The organism is Pseudomonas sp. BS3782 TE3695 (assembly GCF_050435305.1).
Lineage (GTDB): Bacteria > Pseudomonadota > Gammaproteobacteria > Pseudomonadales > Pseudomonadaceae > Aquipseudomonas.
Genome location: NZ_JBNDKB010000001.1, coordinates 1,866,131 through 1,887,238, shown reverse-complemented (window position 1 = coordinate 1,887,238; position 21,108 = coordinate 1,866,131). Strand labels below are relative to the sequence as shown.

General features: G+C 59.3%; 16 protein-coding genes. 5 read left to right on the top strand and 11 right to left on the bottom strand.

Annotated elements, in window-relative coordinates:
- Positions 1–218 precede the first annotated feature (218 nt).
- On the top strand, positions 219–1,259 hold the full coding sequence (locus ABH909_RS08615) for an NADP(H)-dependent aldo-keto reductase (RefSeq protein WP_429432201.1): 1,041 nt from the start codon (positions 219–221) through the stop codon (positions 1,257–1,259).
- Between the two features lie 135 nt (positions 1,260–1,394).
- On the opposite strand, the gene ABH909_RS08610 is transcribed toward ABH909_RS08615, so the two are convergent.
- Positions 1,395–2,531 (bottom strand): acyl-CoA dehydrogenase family protein, encoded by a 1,137-nt coding sequence (locus tag ABH909_RS08610; RefSeq protein ID WP_008004989.1) that lies wholly within the window; start codon positions 2,529–2,531, stop codon positions 1,395–1,397.
- 244 nt (positions 2,532–2,775) lie between these two features.
- Here ABH909_RS08610 and ABH909_RS08605 point away from each other — a divergent pair, with 244 nt between their 5' ends.
- Positions 2,776–3,672, top strand: coding sequence for a GlxA family transcriptional regulator (locus tag ABH909_RS08605; protein WP_429439789.1), 897 nt, complete (start codon positions 2,776–2,778; stop codon positions 3,670–3,672).
- Positions 3,673–3,846: 174 nt separating this feature from the next.
- On the opposite strand, the gene zapE is transcribed toward ABH909_RS08605, so the two are convergent.
- The 3 genes from zapE to ABH909_RS08590 all read right to left on the bottom strand — a co-directional run bounded on the left by zapE (position 3,847) and on the right by ABH909_RS08590 (position 7,044).
- Positions 3,847–4,941, bottom strand: a complete 1,095-nt coding sequence (zapE, locus tag ABH909_RS08600; RefSeq protein ID WP_429432198.1) for a cell division protein ZapE — start codon at positions 4,939–4,941, stop codon at positions 3,847–3,849.
- A 90-nt stretch (positions 4,942–5,031) separates the two neighbouring features.
- On the bottom strand, positions 5,032–6,387 hold the full coding sequence (locus ABH909_RS08595) for a tryptophan--tRNA ligase (protein WP_123494475.1): 1,356 nt from the start codon (positions 6,385–6,387) through the stop codon (positions 5,032–5,034).
- A gap of 24 nt (positions 6,388–6,411) precedes the next feature.
- Positions 6,412–7,044, bottom strand: a complete 633-nt coding sequence (locus ABH909_RS08590; RefSeq protein ID WP_429432195.1) for an alpha/beta hydrolase — start codon at positions 7,042–7,044, stop codon at positions 6,412–6,414.
- Between the two features lie 144 nt (positions 7,045–7,188).
- On the opposite strand from ABH909_RS08590, the gene ABH909_RS08585 reads away from it, so the two are divergent.
- Positions 7,189–7,620 carry a YhcB family protein gene (locus ABH909_RS08585; protein WP_429432192.1) on the top strand — a complete coding sequence of 144 codons (432 nt, stop codon included), beginning with the start codon at positions 7,189–7,191 and terminating at the stop codon, positions 7,618–7,620.
- A 270-nt stretch (positions 7,621–7,890) separates the two neighbouring features.
- Here the strand turns inward: ABH909_RS08585 and ABH909_RS08580 are convergent, their stop codons facing one another.
- The 7 genes from ABH909_RS08580 to ABH909_RS08550 all read right to left on the bottom strand — a co-directional run bounded on the left by ABH909_RS08580 (position 7,891) and on the right by ABH909_RS08550 (position 18,733).
- Positions 7,891–8,613, bottom strand: a complete 723-nt coding sequence (locus ABH909_RS08580) for an OmpA family protein (RefSeq protein WP_429432189.1) — start codon at positions 8,611–8,613, stop codon at positions 7,891–7,893.
- A 118-nt stretch (positions 8,614–8,731) separates the two neighbouring features.
- A complete protein-coding gene (locus ABH909_RS08575) occupies positions 8,732–9,373 on the bottom strand; it encodes an MBL fold metallo-hydrolase (RefSeq protein WP_429432187.1) in 642 nt (213 codons plus the stop codon).
- An 85-nt stretch (positions 9,374–9,458) separates the two neighbouring features.
- On the bottom strand, positions 9,459–12,197 hold the full coding sequence (locus ABH909_RS08570; RefSeq protein WP_429432184.1) for a LuxR C-terminal-related transcriptional regulator: 2,739 nt from the start codon (positions 12,195–12,197) through the stop codon (positions 9,459–9,461).
- Between the two features lie 316 nt (positions 12,198–12,513).
- Complete coding sequence (locus ABH909_RS08565; RefSeq protein WP_429432181.1) at positions 12,514–13,878, bottom strand: DUF1329 domain-containing protein; 1,365 nt, start codon at positions 13,876–13,878, stop codon at positions 12,514–12,516.
- Positions 13,879–13,906: 28 nt separating this feature from the next.
- Entirely contained in the window at positions 13,907–15,796 is a 1,890-nt protein-coding gene (locus ABH909_RS08560; protein ID WP_429432178.1) for a DUF1302 domain-containing protein, read from the bottom strand.
- Between the two features lie 336 nt (positions 15,797–16,132).
- Entirely contained in the window at positions 16,133–17,815 is a 1,683-nt protein-coding gene (locus ABH909_RS08555) for a fatty acid--CoA ligase (protein ID WP_429432176.1), read from the bottom strand.
- Positions 17,816–18,103: 288 nt separating this feature from the next.
- Positions 18,104–18,733, bottom strand: a complete 630-nt coding sequence (locus ABH909_RS08550) for a LysE family translocator (RefSeq protein WP_429432173.1) — start codon at positions 18,731–18,733, stop codon at positions 18,104–18,106.
- A gap of 282 nt (positions 18,734–19,015) precedes the next feature.
- On the opposite strand from ABH909_RS08550, the gene ABH909_RS08545 reads away from it, so the two are divergent.
- Together ABH909_RS08545 and ABH909_RS08540 are read left to right on the top strand one after the other, a co-directional pair.
- Entirely contained in the window at positions 19,016–19,981 is a 966-nt protein-coding gene (locus ABH909_RS08545) for a 2-hydroxyacid dehydrogenase (protein ID WP_429432170.1), read from the top strand.
- Positions 19,982–20,014: 33 nt separating this feature from the next.
- On the top strand, positions 20,015–21,013 hold the full coding sequence (locus ABH909_RS08540; RefSeq protein WP_429432167.1) for a methyltransferase: 999 nt from the start codon (positions 20,015–20,017) through the stop codon (positions 21,011–21,013).
- The last annotated feature ends 95 nt before the right edge of the window (positions 21,014–21,108 follow it).

The window sequence follows — 21,108 nt, the reverse complement described above, 5'->3', positions numbered from 1 at the left end:
AAATTAGACGGCGGATCTTACTGAATAGTGCGTACTTTGACAAGTCAAAGGCAGCCGGATACAGACGCTTTCGGGGGCTCGGGTCGGCGCGTCCGTTCAACGGCAAGATTCTTCGGCGGCGGCGCATCACTTCCACTGCAGAAAGAGGTGCGCAATTATGCAGATTGCGAAAAATATTTCAACCTGCTTTTATGATTGTTTTGCCCAGGGAGCACCCGATGGACTATCGCCAGCTAGGCCGAACCAATCTGAACGTGAGTGCAATCAGCCTCGGCACCATGACCTGGGGCGAGCAAAACAGCGAGGCTGAAGCCTTCGCCCAGATCGAACGGGCCAAGAGCGCAGGGATCAATTTCATCGACACCGCCGAGATGTACCCGGTGCCACCCAAGGCCGAAACCTACGCCACCACCGAGCGCTATATCGGTAATTACTTCAAAAGTCGCGGCGATCGCGCCGACTGGATCCTGGCGAGCAAGATCGCCGGCCCGGGCAACACCATCGACTACATCCGCGACAAAAACCTCAAGCACAACCGCGAGAACATCGTCCAGGCCGTGGATGCAAGCCTCGAGCGCTTGCAGACCGACTACATCGATCTCTATCAGCTGCACTGGCCGGAACGCAGTACCAATTTCTTCGGACAACTGGGCTACAAGCACACGAGTGAAGTCAACCTCACCCCGCTGGAAGACACCCTCGAAGCACTGGACGAACAGGTCAAGGCCGGCAAGATCCGCCACATCGGCCTGTCCAACGAAACGCCGTGGGGCACCATGCGTTTCCTCGCCCTCGCCGAGGCCCGTGGCTGGCCGCGCGCCGTATCGATCCAGAACCCCTATAACCTGCTCAATCGCAGTTTCGAAGTCGGCCTGGCGGAAATCGCCATCCGCGAACAGTGCGGCCTGCTCGCCTACTCGCCGCTGGCGTTCGGTTTCCTGTCGGGCAAGTACGAAGGTGGCGCGCGCCCGCCCAAAGGTCGCCTGAGCCTCTACAGCCGCTTCAGCCGCTACTTCAATCCTCAATCAGAGGCAGCGTGCAGCCGTTATGTGGCACTGGCTCGTGAACACGGTCTGGATCCGGCGCAAATGGCACTGGCCTTCGTCACACGGCAACCGTTCGTCACCAGCAACATCATCGGCGCCACCACGCTTGAGCAACTGGACAGCAACATTGCCAGCTTCGAACTGAAACTTTCCGACGAAGTGCTGGCGGGGATCGAGGCGATTCACCAGGACCATCCGAATCCTGCACCTTGATCGATAGGTGAAAAGCCTTCGCGAGCAAGCCCGCTCCCACAGTTGATCAGTGTTGATGCTCATATTTGTGCATCGACACAGATCCCATGTGGGAGCGGGCTTGCTCGCGAAGGCGATCTCGAATTCACCACACCATCAAAGCGACCTCGCAATAATCTCCTTCATGATCTCATTGGTCCCGGCATAGATCCGCTGCACCCGCGCATCCGCCCACGCCCGGGCGATCGGGTATTCCCACATGAACCCGTAACCGCCATGCAACTGCACGCACTCATCGAGCACCTTGCACTGCAAATCGGTGCCCCAGTACTTGGCCATGGCCGCCGTCGGCACGTCGAGCTTGCCTTGCAGATGCAGTTCCAGGCAGCGATCGACGAAAACCCGGCCGATCTGAATTTCGGTCGCCATTTCCGCGAGTTTGAAGCGAGTGTTCTGGAAGTCGGCGATGGCTTTGCCGAAAGCCTTGCGCTCACGGGTGTAATCCAGGGTCCATTGCAACGCCGCTTCAGCTGACGCCAAACCACCCACCGCGACCGTCAGACGCTCCTGCGGCAATTCCTGCATCAAGTAAGCGAAGCCCATCCCGGCCTGGCCCAGCAGGTTTTCCTTCGGCACCCGAACGTCCTGGAAAAACAGCTCCGAGGTGTCCTGAGCCTTCATGCCGACCTTTTCCAGGCGTTTACCCTTGGCGAAGCCCGGCGTGTTGGCCTCCACCAGAAACAGACTGGTGCCCTTCGCTCCTGCCTTTGGATCGGTCTTGGCCACGACGATCACCAGATCAGCCAGAAAGCCATTGGTGATGAAGGTCTTCGAACCGTTGATCACGTATTCGTCGCCATCCAGCACCGCGGTGGTTTTCACCCCTTGCAGGTCAGAACCGGCACCCGGTTCGGTCATGGCAATCGCGGTGACCATCTCGCCAGACACCAGTTTGGGCAGGTATTTGTGTTTCAACGCTTCACTGCCGTAATGCAGGATGTAAGGCGCAACGATATCCGAATGAAGCGAAAAACCGATCCCGGTCAAACCCAGGCGGCCGACCTCTTCGATCACCACTGCACTGTAAAGAAAGTCTGCCCCCAGTCCGCCGTATTCCTCCGGCAGATGCGAACAAAGCATCCCCGCCTCGCCTGCCTTGTTCCAGAGTTGGCGGTCGATATAGCCTTGCTTTTCCCATTGACCATGGAACGGCACGGCCTCTTTTTCGAGGAACGTTCGCACGCTGTCGCGAAAAAGTTCGTGCTCGGAGCTGAACAAGGTTCTGGGAATCATGCGGCACCTGTCGTTATTGTGAAGCGGAATTGACCTTTAGAGACTAAGCCTCGCTTCCGATACAGGACACTGGACACATCCGACAAAAAATAAGACGATCCAGCCGTCTGGTGACCACTTTCCCCTATAAGAATAAAGTTGAATTATGTCTAACCAAGTCTCCACGCCCTTGCGGCGCGTCAGCATCCTGGCTATCGACCGGGTTTTCGCTTCCACCCTCATGCAAGCCAAGGATTTCTTCCATCTGGCCAGCCTGCGCTATGGCAAACAACTGGGCCACGGCCTGACACCGGCGTTTGAAACCCGGCTGGTCAGCCCCGACGGCAAACCGGTGAACAGCTTCAGCGATGTGATCATGCCGGTGGACGGCGGCCTGGAAAATGCCGACGTCATCATCCTTCCCGCGTTCTGGGACGATTTCGACACCCTCTGCAAACGTTATCCACAGGTCCAGCCATGGCTGCGCCAGCAGCATGCACGCGGCGCTGTATTGTGTGGCGAAGCTACCGGCGTGTTCTGGCTGGCCGAGGCCGGCTTGCTCGATGGCAAAGAAGCGACGACCTACTGGCGTTTCTTCAATGCGTTTGCCGAACGCTTTCCGCAGGTCCAGCTCAATCAGGACAAACACCTGACCGACGCCGACAACCTGTATTGCGCCGGCGGCACCACTTCGGCCTGCGATCTCTACATTTATTTGATCGAGCGTTTTTGTGGCGCAAACGTGGCCCAGGCCGTAGCCCGCGACATTCTTTACGAAGTGCAACGCAGCTATGCGCCGGGGCGGATCGGTTTCGGCGGGCAGAAGCTGCACCAGGACGTGATCATCCTGCAGATCCAGCATTGGCTCGAAGAACATTTCGCCGACAAGTTCCGCTTCGAAGACGTGGCCCGCGAACACGGCATGAGCATCCGCAATTTCATGCGTCGTTTCCAGACCGCTACCGGCGATAAACCGCTGCATTATCTGCAACGGCTGCGCATTGAAACGGCCAAGGGCTTGTTGTCCGGCAGCCGCAAGAGCATCAAGACCATCAGCTATGAAGTCGGTTACGACGATGCGAGTTTCTTTGCGCGACTGTTCCGCCAGCACACGGAGTTGTCGCCGAACCAGTATCGGCAGCAGTTTCAGCAAGCTGCTTAAGGGCTAGACACACATCCAATGGGGGAGCGGGCTTGCTCGCGAAAGCGGTCTGACATTCAACATTGATGTCGACTGAACCACCGCTTTCGCGAGCAAGCCCGCTCCCACATGGGTTCTTCGGCGCGCACAAAAAAGGGCCTGCATTGCAGGCCCTTTTTTATGTTTTCGAATTGTCTACGGCTTATGCGCCCGGGACAGGAACTCGTGTGACTGCATTTCCAGCAAACGGCTAAGCGTGCGCTGGAACTCGAAGTTCAGGCGACCGCCGGTGTAGAGGTCTTTGAGCTCGACTTCGGCAGAAATGATCAGCTTCACGTTACGGTCGTAGAACTCGTCGACCATGTTGATGAAGCGTCGGGCGATGTCGTCGGTGGTGACGCTCATCTGCTCGACATCGCTGAGCAATACGGCGTGGAAAATCTTGCCCAGTTCGATGTAATCGTTCTGGCTGCGCGGGCCGTCGCAGAGTTCGCGGAAGTCGAACCAGGCCACGTCATCGCAGGTGCGCACGGCACGGATCTCACGGTTCTCGATCACCAGTACGTCGTTCTCGATGGCTGCCGTGCATTCCGGCGTCAGGGCCCGGAAGCTCTTGCGCAGGCTTTCCTGGGCAGCATCATCCAGCGGAAAGTGGAACAGTTCCGCTTGCTCGAGGTGACGCAGACGGTAATCGACGCCGCTGTCGACGTTGACGATCTCGGTGTTCTGCTTGATCAGCGCAATGGCCGGCAGGAAACGCGCACGCTGCAGGCCGTCCTTGTACAGGCCGTCCGGCACGATGTTCGAGGTCGCGACCAGGGTCACGCCGTTCTTGAACAACTCTTCCATCAACGTGCCAAGGATCATTGCGTCGGTGATATCGGAGACGAAAAACTCATCGAAACAGATCACTCGCGACTCGTCGGAGAAACGCTTGGCGATGATGGTCAGCGGGTTTTTCTCGCCGCCGAGGGTCTTCATCTCTTCATGCACGCGCTTCATGAAGCGGTGGAAGTGAGTGCGGGTCTTTTCCTTGAACGGCAGCGCTTCGAAGAAGGTGTCGACCAGGTAAGTCTTGCCGCGACCAACGCCGCCCCAGAAGTACAGGCCTTTGACCGGCACCTGGTCTTTCCTGCCAAACAGTTTGCCGAGCAGGCCCGGTTTGTTCTGCGAGGCCGCGACCAGATCGTCATACAGGCGCTGCAAATGGCGCACGGCAGTTTCCTGCGCGGCGTCATGGAAGAATTCCGGGCGTTTCAGATCAGCTTGATATCGTTCTAGGGGCGTCATAATTCGTTAGCAAGGCAACAAAAACGGGCCGTCACTGTAGCGACGGCCCGTGGGAATGGCAATCGGCCCTTGGTCGGACCGAGCCGTTGATTATTCCTGAACCGGTGTCAGGGCAACGCGCAAAGCACCGATGGCAGCGTCGCGAGCAGCGCTGTCGGCGAAGGCTGGGCTGTCGGCAACGCACTCGCCTTCCAGCCAGACGCTGAAGCTCAGGTCTTCACTGCGCACGTCCAAGGCTTGACCGGATTGCAGTTGCTTGGTCACTTGCCCTGCGGTTTTACCGTCGGCGAAGTTGCGCGACAGCAACAGTTGCTCGCCATCGGCCGCCAGCAGACGGAAGCGGAAACTGCCGTCGTCTTCACGGAAGCTGACGAAGCGCGCGGCTTTCGCGGCTTTCTTCTTGGTGGTCGCTGCGACTTGGGTCTGAGCGACGAAAGAACGCAGGCCGACCGCTTCACGCAGTTCGTGGAGGAACGGCGTCGCCACCGAACGGGCCTTTTTGGCGCCGAGCTGCAACATGTCTTCCAGATCTGCCGGGCGTTCGATCAGCTGGTGATAACGCTCGCGGGATTCGCCCAATTCACTGTCAAGCAACTGGAACAGACGATTCTTTGCCTCGCCCCAACCCAGGCCCTGGAGCAATTCGCTGCGGAATTCGTCGGATTGTGCCGGCGTAGCGAAGGCCTGGAACAAGGTGAACAGGTGCGAATTGTCCGGATCCTTGGCTTCGCCCGGCGCACGGGAGTCGGTGACGATCCGCGAAATCGCGTCTTTCATCTCTTTGGCGCTGCTGAACAATGGGATGGTGTTGTCGTAGCTCTTCGACATCTTGCGACCGTCGAGGCCCGGCAAGGTCGCGACGCTTTCCTCGATCAGCGCTTCGGGCATGGTGAAGAATTCTTTGCCTTGGCCAAACAAGTGATTGAAGCGCTGGCCGATGTCCCGAGCCATTTCCACGTGCTGGATCTGGTCACGACCGACCGGCACCTTGTGGGCGTTGAACATCAGAATGTCTGCTGCCATCAACACCGGGTAGCTGTACAAGCCCATGGTGATGCCGGCGTCCGGGTCTTCGCCGGTTTCGATGTTCTTGTCCACCGAGGCCTTGTAGGCGTGCGCACGGTTGAGCAGGCCCTTGGCGGCCACGCAGGTCAGCAACCAGGTCAGTTCAGGGATTTCCGGGATGTCGGACTGGCGATAGAAAGTCACGCGGTCCACGTCCAGGCCACCGGCCAGCCAGGTCGCGGCGATTTCCAGACGCGAGCGCTGGATGCGCAGCGGGTCATCGCATTTGATCAGGGCGTGGTAGTCGGCCAGGAAGTAGAACGAATCGGCATTGCTGTCACGGCTGGCGATGATCGCCGGACGGATAGCGCCAGCGTAGTTGCCCAGGTGCGGCGTGCCGGTGGTGGTGATGCCGGTGAGAATACGGGTACGAGTCGTCATGGGTAATCGCTTGTCAGACTGCAATCAATTCGAAAGACGCGGCAGGATCAGATCCTTGAGATCAGTCAGCTTGCCATGAAAAAAGTGTCCGCATTCTGCCACTTTCAGCAGCTCATGGGGACGCTCGAGTGCGTCGGACCAGTCGTAAACGAGCTGCGGATCGATGACTTCGTCAGTTTCCGGCTGGATCAGGGTCAATGTACCTTGTTGCGGCAGTTGATCCTGATCGCCCAAGCGCATGACGGCGGGCGCCACCATGAACAAATGCTCGAGCTGCTCGCCCTTGGCTTCCAGGCGTCCGCCGAGACTTGCCGCAACAAATCCGCCGAAGGAGAAACCGAACAGGGTCAAAGGTATTTCAGGATGCCTGGCCCGCAGCCAGTCGGCCGCCGCCTGGGCATCGTCGACTTCGCCAGTGCCCATGTCGTGCGCGCCTTCACTGGCGCCGACGCCACGGTAGTTGAAACGCAAAGTAATCAAACCGGCGTCGCGCGCGGTGCGCTGCAAGGTCGAAACGACTTTGTTGAGCATGGTGCCGCCCTGCACCGGGTTCGGGTGGCAGATCAGCGCCAGGCCACGGGGTTGCTCGTTGTTAGCCAAATACAGGGCTTCCAGTTGGCCGACCGGGCCATCAATCACTACAGGGGTTTCGCGCATAAGCAAGGAAGGAACTCCGTGACCTCGAATCGGGTCGACTCGTCTAGCCAATTGTCTGTGCCAATCTATTGCGAGTGAATCGCGGTATACAGCGCAGGTTCGAGCCGTTAACGTAAAGCAAAGCCGTTTATAGAGGAAGGACTCGTGGAACACTCGCTCTTAGTTTGGTTGTTACCGACTCTTGCCCTGGTTGTGGGTGTCGCCATTGGATTCCTGATCGCTCGCCTGGTGCCGAATGCCGCGCCTAACCGCACGCAACGTCAGCTGGATGATATTCAGGAACGTTTTGACAATTATCAGAACGAAGTGATCACCCACTTCAACAGCACTGCAACACTGGTCAAGAAACTGACTCAGAGCTATCAGGAAGTGCAGGATCACCTCGCCGAGGGCGCCAACCGTCTGGCCCTGGACGAGCAGACTCGCCAACGCTTGCTGGCTGCCCTGCACGCCGACGCGGCGCAGGCACGGGAACGTCTGACGCCACCGCGCGATCAGGAACCGCCTCGCGACTACGCCCCCAAAGCCCCGAACGCGCCGGGCATGCTCGATGAGCATTACGGCCTGAAGAAGTAATCAGGTTTCGCGTGACATGAAAAAGCCCTCGGATGAGTGATCATCCGGGGGCTTTTTTGTTGTTGATCCGATATCTCTGGTGCCTGTCAGGGCCTCTTCGCGGGCAAGCCCGCTCCCACAGTGTTCTTCGTCGATCACAAGATAGGGGTCAAACACAAATCCTGTGGGAGCGGGCTTGCCCGCGAAGAGGCCTGAGCAGGTGACACAGAAAGCCCGCCCGATCTGCTGAGGATCGGGCGGGCTTTTACGCCTGGGGTTCAATCAGACGCTTTAAGGATACTGCTGAACCTGGCCCTGCTGCTGATACTGCTGCCCCGGAATCGGCTTCAGGTTGACCTCGACGCGACGGTTCTGCGCCCGGCCATTGACGTCACTGTTGCTGGCTATCGGGTTATCCGGCCCGGCACCGCGCGCCGACAGGTTGGCACCGCTGACACCTTGGGAAGTCAGGTAAGTCGCCACACTCTGGGCACGACGCTGGGACAGGTCCATGTTGTGCTGACGGCTGCCGGTGCTGTCGGTGTAGCCGACGATCTCGATCTGGTTCTGGTTGAACTCCTTGAGCGAGCCCGCCAGATTGTTCAGCGGCTGATAGAAGCTCGACGCGATGTTCGCCGAATCAGTGGCAAAAGTGATGTTGCCTGGCATGATCAGCTTGATCTGATCGCCCTGGCGCTGCACTTCAACGCCGGTGTTAGCCATGCTGGCCCGCAGTTTTTTCTCCTGCTGATCAGCGTAGTAACCGTAACCGGCGGCGGAAGCCCCCACCACGGCAGCGCCAATCAGCGCGCCCTTGCCACGGTTATCGTGACTGATGGCAGCACCGGCCAGCGCACCGGCCAAGGCACCGAGGCCACCGTATTTGGCGGTTTTGCTCATGCCCGTAGAGCTGCCATCAGCTGGACCCTGGTTGTCATAAGGGGTCTGCGATGCGCAACCGGACAACAAAGCCACAGCAGTAGCGACAATAATCAAACGACGCGAGGTGAACATGGAGAGCTCCTACTTTTTTTTGCATTCTGTGGTGCAGCGGACTGAAGCAATGAACCTTTGCGGGCGTTGGATCATGGCCAACGCCAAAAATTCCGTCGTGCCTTTCATAACTGCACATTCAGGCTCGTACAAAGGGGTTAGCGCGCATTTCATCACCCAGGCGAGTATCCGGACCATGACCGGTCACCACTGTCGCTTCTTCGTCGAGGGTATACAACCGTTGCTTGATCGAGCGCACAAGAGTCGCCTGATCGCCGCCCCATAAATCCGTGCGCCCTACCCCACGCTTGAACAGCGTATCACCGGCAATCAGCAGCTTAGCCTCTGAAAACCAAAAGCTCATGGAACCTGGTGTATGCCCCGGCGTGTGCAACGCCACGCCACACCCGCAAGCCAGCTCTTCATCATCGGCCAGCCAACGATCTGGCGAGGGCACGGGGATGTAAGGCACGCCGAACATCTGGCACTGCATCTCCAGATTGTCCCAGAGGAATTGATCTTCTTTATGCAAGTGCAACGTCGCGCCGGTTTTCTCCTTGAGCTGCCCGGAAGCCAGGAAGTGATCCAGGTGCGCGTGGGTGTGAATGATGCTGACCACTTTCAGGCCCAACGCATCGAGACGCGCGAGGATCAGTTCGTGGTTGCCGCCCGGGTCGACGACGATGGCTTTTTTGGTGATCGGGTCGCCGATGATTGTGCAGTTGCACTGGAGGGGGCCGACGGGGAAGGTTTCGCGGATGAGGGTGGGTTGCTGGGACATCAGGGCACGCTCGGAAAACAGGAATGGCCAATTTTGGCACAGAATTGCCTTGATCCATTGACCCCATGCACATCGTGAAAATGCGTTACCCCAACACACCCAACTCCTTCGCCCGTGCCACCGCCTGGGTCCTGCGTTCTACCCCCAACTTACTGTTGATATGACTGGCATGGGTCTTCACCGTGTGCAGCGAAATAAACAACTGATCGCTGATTTCCTGGTTAGAACACCCTTGGGCGATCAGTCGCAGAACAGCCAGTTCACGCGTACTGAGCTGTTCGGCCGCTGGCGATGATTCCACCACCGGCCGAGAGGCCATGGCTGGAAGTTTTTCCGAGAGGCTTTGCGAAACGGCCGTCGGTGCACAGAGTTGGAGTTGCCCGCGCAGCCAGGTTGCGTGCTCGGCCAGCAATGCATCAAACGGTTGCAGGACACCTCCAGCGGCCGCTTCCAAAGCCTGGGCCAGTGCCTTGCGTGCCTCGGATTCACGCCCGCCTGCCAGCAACAGGATGATTTTCTGAGTTAGCGCCATCACGCTGAGCATCTGCCGGCCGCTGTGCTGACCGTGTTCATGCAACGCGTTCAAGCGCCCTTCGGCGAGCATGGGCTGGCCCTTCATCATGTCCAGCACCGCCTGTTGCAGTTCAATGTGCAGCGGCAGTTGCGGATGGAATTCCGGGGGGGCCGCCGGGTGCTCGCCGTTGTAGGTCTGCCCCAATCGCGTAAGCCAGGCTTCGGCGAGGTCGGTGCGGCCCTGGGCCAGCCAGAGTTCGCATTTGACCAGGGTGATCATCGCCAGGTAGTAAATCGGCGGGACATCCCAGATGTGCATCAGACGCTCGGCTTCGGCGAGTTCGGCGAAGGCTTTGGCGAATTCGCCGTTGTGGCCATCCAGCCGTGCGATCACGCAATGGCCGATCAGTACGCTGATGTCGCGACAGGCCCTGGCTTCGCCCAACCCTGCTTGCAAACGTGCTCGCGCAGCTTGAGGTTGCGAGCGCAGAGCGAGCAAAAATCCCTCGTATAAAATCAGCCGCGCGCGCACTGCGTACAGCCGTTGCGGGGATAAGCCTTGCAGGCGTTGCAACCCTTGGCGGACTTCATCGAGTGAGCGAAGAATCTCCCCACGCGCCTGCAGCACACGGGCGCGGTCGTAATGGGCCAGCGCCTCGAATAATGGATTACCGACTCGTTGTGCCAGTTCAAGGGACTCACGATTCAACTCCCGTGCACGCCAGAGATCGCTGTCGGCAATGGCCAGGTTGGACAATGTAGAGAGGCACATCAGGCGTTGCCCATAGCGTTTGGCCGGCAGGCTCTCCAGCGCTTCGGTGCAATAGCGCAACGTCAGCTCGCGATTGCCTCGGCCCCGGGCAATGATGCCGCTCAGGGCCAGCCATTGCGCCAACATGGACTTTTGCGCAGTGGCCGACGGCGCCGGCAGGAAGCGGCTCAAATGGCTGGCCAGCTCCTCGGCGGCGTCCAGTTGGCAGGCCAGCCCCAACGCCCAGCTGTAGAGCACGATCAGCCGTGGTGTGCTGATCAGCAGGCTGTCGGGCAGGTCCATTTTCCAGCGCAACAGCATGCCGACGTTCTGCTCGGCCAGCAGCTGTTCTTCGGAAAGGTTTTGTACCAGATTCGCCGCAACATCCAGATGCCCGGCACGCAACGCCTGCTCCACCGCCTCATCGAGTAACCCTTGAGAATTGAACCAGCGGCAGGCACGCAGATGCAGGCTGGCCGTCGGCACCATCGCCTGGGCGGTGGGCCGGCTGCGCAGCAGGTCGGAGAACAGGTGGTGATAGCGATACCAGTGACCGTGCTCGTCCAGCGGCACCAGAAACACCTGATGCGCCAGCAGGAAACGCAGGATCTCGGCACTGTCATGGGCTTCGCGCACGGCGTCGCACAACTCGCTGCAAAAGCGCTCTTGGGGCGCGGTGTCGTAGAGGAATGACTGCACCTCGGCGGGCAGGCAATCGATGACTTCTTCGAGCAGGTAATCGCGAATCAGCCCTTCCCCACCGTACAGCGATTGGGGCAATGCGCCCTCGCTGCCCGCCTCGGAGGCCGCCAGCAGCCAGAAACGCAGCCCGGCCACCCAGCCTTCGCTGCGCTGGATCAAACTCTCCAGCGCCTCGCCACGCAATGAAATGCTGTGCCGATCAAGCAGGCTCAGGGTTTCATCGTGGGTCAGTCGAAGATCCTGTTCATGCAGCTCGAGCAGTTGCCGCGACAGTCGCAGGCGGGCCAGATGCCAGTCGGGACGTTGCCGACTGGTGACCATGACCAGCAGACCATCGGGTAAATGATTGAGAAAAAATTGCAGGCAACGATCAAGCACCGGGCCCTGGGCCAGATGATAGTCATCGAGCACCAGTAACAGTGGAGTATTAGGTGAAAGGTGCACAGCCAGTTCATCGAGCAAACCGTCCAGCCATTCTTCGAAGGCGAACGGCTGATGACGTTGGCGCATTTTCAGCAGCCCCAGCGCCTGGCTGCCCAGTTGCGGAAAATATTCCTGAAGACCTTCGAGCAGGCGTTCAAGAAAACGGCCGGGATCGCTGTCCCGCGGACTTAATCCCAGCCACAGGCTTTGCCAGTGATCCGGCAACCCCTGGCAAAACTCCACCGCTAATGAACTCTTGCCGAACCCCGCTGGCGCGCTGACCAGCAACAGCCTGCCACCGAGACCGGCGCTCAGACGCTCGCACAAACGCGGCCGCAGCACATGGCCATCGGGCAGCGGAGGCCGGAAAAAGCGCCCGTCCAATGTGGCGACGGCAACGCTTGCAGGGCCCGGAAACGGGGACAGATCAGTCATGGCCGGCTCTTGTTTGAATGGCTGATGGCGGCGTTACAGATGTCCGCAGCCTAGCGGTAAACGAAGAGCTATTGAAGGTTATTGCTACAAATGGCTACAAAAAGACTACGAACAAAGATGTCCAGCTCATAACACCTCAGTGTCAGCAAAAAAATCGCAGCCTTCGGCAGCTCCTACACCGACCGAGTACCCCCGCGACATTGCGACATACGCATAACCTGTAGGAGCTGCCGCAGGCTGCAATCTCTTGAAGGCAAAAAAACGCCCCGAATCAGTCGGGGCGTTTTTCGAGGATGAGGCCTCGGTCTACAACGTATTAGCGAACGCCTTCCTGACGCAAGGCTGCCGGCGTGAAGTCTGCGGTGCTGGCAGTGAAGCCAAAGTTATACGCCGACTTCTCTTCGTTCTTCATGCCCAGTGCCAGGTAGCGGCCCGATTGCAGGTCGTACAGGGTTTCGAGGGTGTACCACGGCACTTGCTTGTCGTAGTAGTTCTGGGAGTGGGCCTCGGCGACGCGCCACAGTTGCCCGCGACCGTCGTAGTGGTCGACCACCGCCGCCTGCCAGGTGTCTTCGTCGATGTAGAAGTCACGTTTGGCGTAGATGTGACGCTGACCTTCCTTCAGGGTCGCAACCACATGCCAGACCCTGCGCAGCTCATAGCGAGTCAGGTCCTGGTTGATGTGCCCGGCCTTGATGATGTCGGCGTACTTCAATTGCGGCGAGTCGAGCTTGTAGCTGTTGGCGGCGATGTACATCTCTTTCTTGCCTTCGAGCTTCCAGTCATAGCGATCCGGCGCACCGTTGTACATGTCCAGGTTGTCGGAGGTACGCAGGCCATCGGCAGCGGTACCCGGCCCGTCATAGGACACTTGCGGCGCACGACGTACACGGCGTTGCCCGGCGTTATAGACCCACGCCGAACGCGGTTCTTTAACCTGGTCGAGGGTTTCGTGCACCAGCAGCACACCACCGGCCAGGCGCGCCGGCGCGGTCACTTTCTGCTTGAAATAGAACAGGATGTTGCCCGGGTTTTTCGGGTCGTAATCTTTCATCTTGTCGCGGAAGACAAATTGGTCCTCGAAGTACACCAGGCTGAACGAGCCATTCGGCTGCGGCGTGGCCTGGGTTATCAGACGGGTCACACTGCCACCGCGATAACGGGTGATGTGGTTCCAGATGACTTCTACGCCACTTTTCGGAATCGGGAACGGGATCGCGGTTTCGAAGTTCTCCAGACCGTTGCCGCCGGACACCAGATTAGTGTTGGTGGCGTTCTTCTTGATCGAGGCAAACACCTCATCCGGTACGGTCGCACCGCGATGGGACGGGTACACCGGCATCTTGAAGGTTTCCGGGTAGCGCTTGAACATCGCGTACTGACCCGGTGCGAGCTTGTCCTTGTACTGATCGACGTTTTGCGCGGTGATGGTGAACTGCGGTTTTTCACTCGGGAACGGGTCAGCCAGGAAACCCTTGCTGTCCACGGCACCGGCGTTTTTCGGCAGGGGTTTCCAGCCCGGGATCGAACCGTCGGCGTTGCCCGCCATCTCGGCGCCCATCGGGGTCAGGCTCTTGCCCAGCTTGTCCGCTTCGGCCGCCGGGACCGCCGCCATGACGCCAGTTGCCAGCAGCGACAGCCCCAGAACGCCAACGTGGAACAGACTCTTTGTTATTTTCATAAATGTGTTCGTCCTGAAAATACAGTGCTTAGAAGTTCACGCCGAAGCTGAGCGCAACGAAGTCGCGATCATCCACGGTGGTGTACTTGCCGTCGAAGAAGTTGGTATAGGCCAAGCTCGCGGTGTAGGTGTTCTGGTATTCGGCATCGACACCCAGGCTCACCGCTTTACGACCTTCCTCGAAGTTGCCGCCAGGGCCAGGCGAGTAACCGCTCACGTCGTGGGACCAGGCCACGTTCGGCTTGAGGTTCACACCGGCGAATACGTCGTTGTATTCCCAGATGGCGCGACCGCGATAACCCCACGACATCGCCGTGGTGAAGCCCTCATCTTCGCAATTACGGCTGCGGTTGTTGGTTGCAGCACCTGCGCCGGCGCCATTGATGGTGCTGGTGTTGAGGATCGCTGAGCAGGTGTTGAGGCCACCGGTCGCCGGCAGTTCACCAGGACCGTAGACCGGGTCACGGCCGTAACGGATTTCGGAGCTGCTTTCCAGACCGCCAACATGGGTCACGCCCACTTCGCCCACCAGGGTCAGACGGCTGGCGCCCATGACCTGATCGAAAAAGTGCGTCAGCGTGGTCTGGAATTGGGTAATTTCCTTGCGGCGATAGCCGTGCAGATCCTGACCCGGTACACCGGGGAGCAGCGAAGCGTTGGCCAAGGCACCGCCCAATGGGCGTACGCCGGCAAACAGGATGTCGGTGGAATTGAGCTGTACCGGCGCGTTCGGACGGTAGCTGATCTCACCGCTCCATGCCGTACCGGTAGGCAGCGTGGTGGAGAAGCTCAAGCCGTAAAGACGGATGTCTTCCGGGTACTCGACGAAGTACTCGGAATTACCGGCGACCACTAGCGGCCCCAGCGCGCGGAACGCCGCCGGCAAAGCTGCCACGCCGTTGTAGATCGATTGCGGAGCACCTGTGGCACTGAAGATCGGCGCCCGGCTGTGGTAGTTCATGAAGTACGCGCCGAACTCGGTGTCGAGCGGTTCGAACATGTACTTCAAGGACGCGCCCCACTGGCCGCTGTCCCGCGCATCGCGATCCGGACCGCGACGCACCAGCACACCTTCTTCGTTGACGTCGACGCCCGCGGCGGCCAGTGGGCCCAATGCGATGGCTGGAATGGTCGAACGCTTGTTCAGCACACGCAGGTTGTCCTCGCAACCGTCGGCAATAATGTCCGGCTGGGAGAAGAAGGTGCCGCAGTTATCGACAACCGTCTGGTCCCATTCGAGCTGATAGAACGCTTCGGCCGACAGGTTGTCGGTCAGGCTCTGGGACACATAGAACATGTTGACCGGAATCAGACCTTCCTTGACTTCGGCGCCGGGACGACGGAACGCGGACACGTCAATCGGGTTGATCGAGTTGATGCCGCCGCCGATGAACGTACTTTCCCCCCAGCTCACGACCTGCTTGCCCAGACGTACGGAACCCGGCTGATCGGCAATGGCGTAGTTGTGATAGACGAAGGCGTCGAGGATCTGGCCACCGGAGGACTTGGCGCCCTCCTTGCGGTTGCTGTCGCTGATGTCCTTGAACTCGCGGCTTTCATCCTTGAGCTCGAAGTCGTACCAGTATTTGCCCCGGACGAAAACGCCGGTGTCGCCGTATTTCAATTCAAGGTCATGGATGCCCTTGAAGATCTTCGAGAACGTTTCGCCGCTCTTGAAGTTGTTGTGACCGTCATCGGACGTCTGGGACAGGCCATGGCCCCCGTTATTGACGCCGATGAGGTTCTTGTTCGGGCTCTGAGTAGACCAACTGGCCCCGATCGACAGGGATGAGTCGAATTGACCTTCGATCTCACCGACGTTGAAACTGACGCCGAATGCAGGCCCGGCGAGCGAAGAGGCAAGACTGACCGCCAGGGGCAGTTTCGCCCGGCGCCAGAACTGGTTTACTGATGTCATCGACGCTACTCCATGTGCATTATTGTTATGGCTGAGTACTTTTAAAAACGTTGTGGGTGACCGCAAGCCAAGTGGTTGCGACGTCACGCCAAAGTTGCATCGCCCCGTTTTGTGCGCGCGCTCCGTTCTTAAAAATTCCTTGAGCGGACTATAGCCAGCAGGTAGTAGTGCTTGATCCCTCTAAAGTGTGATTTGCAGCTGCCGGCCACTCTGGAACAGTCCTTTCGCCAGTCCGACACCTGTCGGCACGGCAAGGATGGCTGAAAATTCGGATTTCACAAGCCAAGCGCTTGCTTGGTGGGTCTGGCGCGCCGTTTTCGGCGCGCCAGATGACGCTTAAAGCGTCGAGAGGAAGGTACTGTTGTTAGCCTGCCATTCGGTGATATCGACGCGGATGCGCTTCTTGTCGAGTTTGCCGACACTGGTCTTGGGAATTTCAGTAACAATGGCGATCTGGCTCGGGATGGCCCACTTGCTCAGGTGCCCCTGCTCAACGAACGGCTTGAGGTGCTCCTTGAGTTCCTTGGCCCCGATCTCATGCCCATCCCTGACGACCAATAGCGCAAACGGCCGCTCGCCCCATTGCGGATCGGCGATGCCCACCACTGCTACTTCGCGTACCGCAGGGTGGCGGCTGATCAGGTCTTCCAGGTCCAGGGAGGAGATCCATTCGCCGCCGGTCTTGATCACGTCCTTGATCCGGTCGCGAATGTCGATCACGCCCATGCTGTCCAGGGTCGCCACGTCGCCGGTGTGCAACCAGCCTCCGGCCCAGAGCTCGGCGCCTTTCTGCGGTTCGTTGAAATAGCCCTCGGTGAGCCACGGTGCCCGCAGCACCAGTTCGCCCTGGGTCTCGCCATCGGCAGGCAGGAAGTTGCCGTCGGTGTCGACGATAGCCGCCTCGACCAATGGGCCCGGCACACCGGCCTTGATCCGGTAGGTGGTGCGTTCGTCTTCGGTGCCGGCCATCAACTCATCATTGAGGTGCGCGCACGATACCAATGGGCCGGTTTCCGACATGCCGTAAGCGGCGGTCAATTGAATGCCCTTGGCTTTGGCCGCTTCATACAGCGCACGGTTGAGCGCACTGCCGCCGATGACGATTTTCCAGCCGCCGAAATCGGTGTTTTGCGCCGCTTTGGCATTCAGGACCATTTGCAGAATGGTCGGCACGCAGTGGGAAAAGGTCACCTTCTCCTTGCGCCACAACTCCACCAGATATTCGGGATCGTAACGGCCGGGGTAGACCTGCTTGAGCCCGAGCATGGTCGCGACATACGGCAAACCCCAGGCGTGCACATGGAACATCGGGGTGATCGGCATGTACACGTCGTTGGTGCCCAGCAGGCGCACGCTATCGATGGAACCCATGATGGTCGACACACCCATCGTGTGCAGCACCAGTTGCCGGTGGGTGAAATACACACCTTTGGGGTTACCCGTGGTGCCGGTGGTGTAGAACGTGGTGGCAACCGAGTTTTCGTCGAAGTCTTCAAAGTCGTATTGCGGGCTCGCGGCGGCCAGCAATTGCTCGTATTCGCCAATCAGGTTCGGCAGTTCGGCAGTTTTTTCCGGCAAGTCGGTCAGCAGCAGGGTTTTCTCCACGGTGGTCAGGTGCCCGGCAATCGCCTTGTACAACCCGACGAACTCGCTGTTGACCAGCACGAAGCGGTCCTCGGCGTGGTTCATGGTGTAGAGGATCTGTTCTGGCGACAGGCGTACGTTGATCGTGTGGATCACCGCACCGATCATCGGGATGGCAAACATGCATTCCAGGTAGCGATGGCTGTCCCAGTCCATCACTGCCACGGTATCCCCGGCCTTTACGCCGGCAGCCGTCAGCACGTTGGCCAGCCGCGCGACCCGCTCGATGAGGGTCGGGTAGCTATAGCGCAATTGATCGCGGTAGATGATCTCGCGGGTTTTTTCGTAACGGGCACCGGACATCAGCAGCCGTTTAATCAACAGCGGATACTGGTAAGCGCCCTCGGCTGGGGGGATAACGCGAGTCTGCAACATAAGAGTCCCTTTTCTGACTGCACGGTCTTGGTTTCTAAAGCTAAGCACTCTAGAGCCCTTGAACGCCAGCCAAATCAGCCGAAGGGATGATTTGCACAGACGTATAGATGCTAGCTTTACGCCAGCACTTACGGGGATTCGTTATGTATATCGGACGCGCAGCTGAATCAGGCGTAGGAGCTGCCGAAGGCTGCGATCTTTTGATCTTCAGCGATATCGAAATCACCCAGGATCAAAAGATCGCAGCCTTCGGCAGCTCCTACGGGGGGTTGCGCATACCTTGAGAAATCAATGCATTTCGGTGAACGCGAGTTTCACGCCGATGGCGATCAGCACCGCGCCCATGGTCCGGTCGAACCAGTGGCCCATGCGGGCGAAACCGGCGCGCACACGCTGTTGGCTGAACAGCATCGCCACCAGGCAGAACCAGACAGCCGTCGCCGCTGCCAGGTACACCCCGTAACCGGCCTGTACCGCCAGTGGAGTGTGCGGGTTGATCACCACGGTGAACAGCGACAGGAAAAACAGCGTGGCTTTCGGGTTCAAGCCATTGGTCACGAAGCCCGAGGCGAAAGCGCCCCGTGCGGTGCGCTCGCCGGCTTCCTGGTGCAGATCATCAGCCGCAGGTGGGGCCGGTTGCGCGCGCAAGGCCTTGAAGCCGATGTACAGCAGGTACGCGGCGGCGGCCCATTTCAAGGCGTTGAACAGCACGATCGACTGAGACACGATCAGCCCGATACCCAACAGCGAATAACCAACGTGCAGGAAAATCGCCGAGCCGACGCCCAGCGCCGTCCAGGTCCCGGCACGGCGCCCATGGGTCACGCTCTCACGCACCACCACGGCGAAGTCCGGGCCGGGGCTGGCGACGGCCAGCAGGTGAATCAGGGCAACGGTCAAGAACTCTGTCCAGTACATGAGGACTCCCTTTGGGCAGGCTGATCAATAAAAACTCTGAGGCCGACTTCACCTCTGTGGCGAGGGAGCTTGCTCCCGTTCGGCTGCGAAGCAGTCGTAAAACCGGATGACACGGTATGTCTGACAATACACGGTCGCCTGGGTTGGGGCCGCTGCGCAGCCCGGCGGGAGCAAGCTCCCTCGCCACAGGTTTGGGCCAGGCCAGACAATGAGTAACAGTTTATTTCATCTGGTAGGCTCGGCAGATTACGCCTTCAGTTCAATGCACAAAAGGTACAGTTGATGACGATCTCTCGCCGCGCCGTTTTCCTCGACCATCCGTCCCTGGACCTCGGCGATCTCGATCTCAGTCCGTTGCGTGATTGCTTCAGCGAATTGGAGTTGTTCGCGCAGACCACGCCTGATCAGGTGATCGAACGCCTCAAAGGCGCCAGCGTCGCCATCAGCAACAAGATTGTGATCGACGCAGCGGCCATGGCGGCCAGCCCGGAATTGAATCTGATCCTGATCACCGCCACCGGCACCAACAACGTCGACCTCGCCGCCGCCCGCGCCCATGGAATCACCGTTTGCAACTGCCAGGGTTACGGCACGCCGTCGGTGGCTCAGCACACGATCATGTTGTTGCTGAATCTGGCGACGCGTCTGGCCGATTATCAAAAAGCCGTCGCCGAAGGTCGCTGGCAACAGGCGAAACAGTTCTGCCTGCTGGATTACCCGATCGTCGAACTGGAAGGCAAAACCCTCGGTCTGCTCGGCCATGGCGAACTGGGCAGTGCCGTGGCGCGGTTGGCCGAGGCATTCGGCATGCGCGTGATGCTGGGGCAGATTCCGGGGCGCCCTGCCCGACCGGACCGCTTGCCGCTGAGTGAACTACTGCCGCAAATCGACGCCCTGACCCTGCACTGCCCACTCAACGAACACACGCGCCACTTCATCGGCGCCCGCGAACTGGCCTCGATGAAACCCGGGGCCTTCGTGGTCAACACCGCGCGCGGTGGTTTGATTGACGAGCAAGCATTGGCCGATGCCCTGCGCAACGGTCATCTGGGCGGCGCGGCCACCGACGTGTTGAGCGTCGAACCACCCACTGCGGGCAATCCGCTGCTGGCCCAGGATATTCCACGGCTGATCGTCACCCCGCACAACGCCTGGGGCAGCCGCGAGGCGCGGCAAAGAATCGTTGGCCAGTTGACCGAAAACGCCCAAGGCTACTTCAGCGGTCAAGCGCTGCGGGTTGTCAGTTGATAAACTGCGGCACTTTTTTTCAAGGAGCAGAGTATGGATCCGCGCAGTGAAGTACTGCTTCGTCAGGCCGAGTTATTCCAGGGTTCGGTGCTGCTGGCCGGTTTACCCGCCGATGATTTGCTGGGCCGCTTGCCCGATGCCCACGGCTGGTGCTGGCACGCCGGCGACCAAGCGGCGCTGGACGCCCGTTTCGCCGAGCGCAGCCATTTCGGCGTGAATGCGCCGGAGCGCGGGTTTGACAGCGCTGTGGTATTTCTGCCCAAGTCCAAAGACCTGACCGATTACATCCTCAACGCCCTCGCCTCTCGTTTGGCCGGCCGTGAGTTGTATCTGGTGGGCGAAAAACGCAGCGGTATCGAAGGCGCGGCCAAGCAACTGAACCCCTTCGGCAAACCCCGTAAGCTCGACAGCGCACGGCATTGCCAGCTCTGGCAGGTCACGGTGGCCAATGCACCAGAAGCCAAGTCGCTGGAAAGCCTGGCCCAGGAATATGAATTGCCATTGGCCGAAGGCCCATTGAAAGTCATCAGCCTGCCGGGCGTGTTCAGCCACGGTCGACTGGATCGCGGCAGCGCCCTGTTGCTGGAACATCTGGACAAACTACCCAGCGGCCACTTGCTGGACTTCGGTTGCGGCGCGGGTGTGTTGGGGGCGGCGGTCAAGCGGCGTTATCCGCACAACCAGGTCACCTTGCTCGATGTGGACGCATTTGCCGCGGCCAGCAGTCGCCTGACCCTGGCCGCCAACGGCCTGGACGCGGAAGTCATGACCGGTGACGGCATCGATGCCGCGCCCATGGGTTTGAGCGCGATTCTGAGCAACCCACCGTTCCATGTCGGCGTCCACACCGATTACTTCGCCACCGAGAACCTGTTGCGAAAAGCAGCCAAACATCTGAAAAACGGCGGAGAACTTCGCTTGGTAGCGAACAGCTTCCTGAAGTATCAACCGCTGATCGAAGAACATTTGGGCGTGTGCGCAATCAAGGCTGAAGGACAAGGTTTCCGAATCTACCGGGCCAAGCGTGGCTGAAAACACTTTCGAAAAACAGCGCTTGCCCCTGAGCGACGAAGATCCTTGTGGGAGCGTGGCTTGCCCGCGAAGAATACACCGCAGTTTTCAGGTAT